The sequence below is a fragment of the Kitasatospora sp. NPDC058190 genome (assembly GCF_042883685.1).
In the GTDB taxonomy this organism is placed as follows: Bacteria; Actinomycetota; Actinomycetes; order Streptomycetales; family Streptomycetaceae; genus Kitasatospora.
Window position 1 is genome coordinate 1 of sequence record NZ_JBHVVI010000263.1, and the last position, 3,422, is coordinate 3,422.

Below are 3,422 nucleotides of genomic sequence, written 5' to 3' on the forward strand. Positions count from 1 at the left end.
CAAAAGAACTAGACTACATCCCTCTCCCATCAGTTTAACTGAGAGACGGCCCAGAGGTGCTCGTGCTGGAAGGCGTAGGTGGGCAGCGGCACGCGGCGCCCGCCGGCCGTGCGGGCGGACCAGTCGGCCCGTCCGCCGCGGACGAAGGCCTCGGCGAGCGAGGCGAGGAAGCGGTCGGTGCCGCCCTTGTCGCGCCGCAGGGTGCCGACGGCAGCGGCGCGGTCGCCGAGGTCCTCGGCGGTGGCCTCGATCGCCATGGTGAGCACGGTGTGCGGGCTGACCTCGACGAACAGGCCGTGGCCCTGGGCCATCAGCTCCCGCACGGCCGGGTCGAAGCGCACCGGGTTGCGCAGGTTGCGGTACCAGTAGCCGGCGTCCATGGCGGTGGTGTCGAGCCAGTCGCCGGTGACGGTGGAGAAGAACGGCACCTCGGCGGCGCGCGGGCGCACGGGGGCGAGGTCCGTCAGCAGGTCATCCCGGAGGAGTTCCACCTGGGCGGAGTGCGAGCCGTAGTCGACGCTGATCCGCCGGGCGCGCAGGCCCTCGGCCTCGAACTCGGCCATCAGCTCGTCGAGTTCGCCGGCCGGACCGGCGACGACGACGGTCCGCGGCCCGTTCACGGCGGCGACGGCGAGCCCACCGCCGCGCGAGCGCAGCCGCTCCTCGGCCTCGTCGGCCGGCAGCGGCACGGAGACCATCCCGCCGGAGCCCGCCAGGACGCGGCCGATCAGCCGGCTGCGCAGCGCGGCCACCCGGGCGCCGTCCTCCAGGGAGAGCGCCCCGGCGACGACGGCGGCGGCGATCTCGCCCTGGGAGTGGCCCACCACGGCGTCCGGGTGGATGCCGTGGGCGCGCCACAGTTCGGCGAGGGCCACCATGACGGCGAAGGTCGCCGGCTGGACCACGTCGACGCGGTCCAGCGCGGGCGCGCCCTCGGCCTGGCGCAGCACGTCGAGCAGCGACCAGTCGACGTGCGCGGACAGGGCCGCCGCGCACTCGGCGATCCGCTCTGCGAACACCGGCGACTCGTCCAGCAGCCGGGCGCCCATGCCGGCCCACTGGGAGCCCTGGCCGGGGAAGACGAACACCGTGCGGCCGCCGTCCTCGGCGAGGCCGCGGACGGCGTTCGGCGTGGAGGCCCCGGCGGCGAGCGCGGCGAGGCCCTCGCGCAGTTCGGCGGTGTCGGCGCCGAGCACGACGGCGCGGTGCTCGAAGAGGGCGCGGGTGGTCAGCAGGGTGTGGGCGACGTCGTGCGGGCGCAGGTCAGACTCGACGTCGAGGTGGTCGGCCAGGCGCGCGGCCTGGGCGCGCAGGGCGGCGGGGGTGCGGGCGGAGAGCACCCACGGCACGACGCCGTCGGACATCTCGGACCGCTCGGCCGCAAGGGCGGCGGGCGCCTCCTCCAGCACGACGTGCGCGTTGGTGCCGCTGATGCCGAAGGAGGAGACCGCGCAGCGGCGGGTCCGCTCGCCGGCCGGCCACGGCACGGCCTCGTTGAGCAGGGTGACGGTACCCGGCGTCCAGTCGATGTGCGAGGACGGCTCGTCGGCGTGCAGGGTGGCCGGCAGCACGCCGTGGCGCAGCGCCTGGACCATCTTGATCACACCCGCGACGCCGGCCGCCGACTGGGTGTGGCCGATGTTGGACTTGACCGAGCCGAGCAGCAGCGGGTGTTGCGGGTCCCGGTCGCGCCCGTACGCGGCCTGGAGGGCCTGGGCCTCGATGGGGTCGCCGAGGGCGGTGCCGGTGCCGTGCGCCTCGATGGCGTCGACGTCGCCCGGGGTGAGGCCCGCGTTGTGCAGGGCCTGACGGATGACGCGCTGCTGGGACGGCCCGTTGGGCGCGGTGAGCCCGTTGGAGGCGCCGTCCTGGTTGATCGCGGAGCCGCGGATGACGGCGAGCACCTCGTGCCCGTTGCGCTCGGCGTCGGAGAGCCGTTCCAGGACGACGACGCCGACGCCCTCGGCGAGGGTCATACCGTCGGCGGCCTCGGAGAAGGCCTTGCAGCGGCCGTCGGCGGCGAGCGCGCGCTGGCGGCTGAAGGCGATGAAGGCGTTCGGGTTGGTCATGACGGTGGCGCCGCCGGCGAGCGCGAGGGAGCTCTCGCCACCGCGCAGCGACTGGCAGGCCAGGTGCAGCGCGACGAGCGAGGAGGAGCACGCGGTGTCGACGGTGACGGCCGGGCCCTCCAGGCCGAACAGGTAGGCGAGGCGGCCGGAGAGCACGCTCGGGCTGGTGCCGGTGACGGCGTGCCCGGCGGAGCTGTCGTCCATGCCGAGCCCGTACTCCTGGTACGTGGACCCGATGAAGGTGCCGGTCGCACTGCCGTGCACGGAGGTCGGGTCGATGCCCGCGGATTCGAGGGCCTCCCAGGTGGTCTCCAGCAGCAGGCGCTGCTGGGGGTCCATGGCGAGGGCCTCGCGCGGGGAGATGCCGAAGAACGCGGCGTCGAACTCGCCGGCCTCGTGCAGGAAGCCGCCCTGGGTGGAGTAGGTGCGGCCCGGGGTGTCCGGGTCCGGGTCGTAGAGCCCGGTGTCCCAGCCGCGGTTCTCCGGGAACTCGGAGATGGCGTCGGTGCCCTCGGAGACGAGCCGCCACAGCTGGTCGGGGCTTCCGGCGCCGCCGGGGAAGCGGCAGCCCATGCCGACGATGGCGATCGGCTCGTCCGGGTCGGCGGCGGCGACCGGCGGCGCCGTCACGTCCTGCGCGCCGTCGAGCAGTTCGCCGCGCAGGAAGGCGGCGAGCGCGACCGGCGTCGGGTGGTCGAAGGCCATCGTGCTGGGCAGTGGCAACCCGGTGAGCGCGGCGAGGCGCTTGCGCAGCTCGACGGCGGTCAGCGAGTCGAAGCCGGCGTCGCGGAAGGCTCGCTTCTCGGGCACGCCGTCGACGGAGCCGTGGCCGAGGACGGCGGCGGCCTCGCGGCGCACCAGGTCGACGAGCAGGCGGTCGCGCTCGGCCTCGGACAGGCCGCGCAGGCGGCGGACGAGGTCGGAGGCGGCCCCGGCGTCGGCCGCGGTGCCGCGGGCCAGGGCGCGGACTTCGGGCAGCTCGTCGAACAGGACACTCGGCCGGGCGGCGGTGAAGACGGGGGCGTAGCGCTCCCAGTCGACGTCCGCGACGGTCACGGCGACGTCCTCGTGCACGATCGCGCGGCGGAGCTCGGTGAGCGCGGTCTCCGGGGCGAGGAAGCGCAGGCCCTGGCGGCGCAGGCCGTCGGAGACGGCCTCGTGGGCGGCCATGCCGGCGCCGGCCCACGGGCCCCAGGCGATCGAGGTGGCGGTCAGGCCGCGGGCGCGGCGGTTCTCCGCGAGGGCGTCGAGGTAGGCGTTGGCGGCGGCGTAGGCGCTCTGCCCGGCGCTGCCCCAGATGCCGGCGACGGAGGAGAACAGGACGAAGAAGTCCAGTTCGTGGTCGGCGAGGAG

Annotated in this window: 1 protein-coding gene; it reads right to left on the minus strand. The window is 75.2% G+C overall.

What is annotated here, in order from left to right:
* Positions 1-29: 29 nt before the first annotated feature.
* Positions 30-3,422 (minus strand): acyltransferase domain-containing protein (locus ACFVWU_RS44605; protein WP_387632393.1); only part of this gene is annotated, 3,393 nt, incomplete at its 5' end.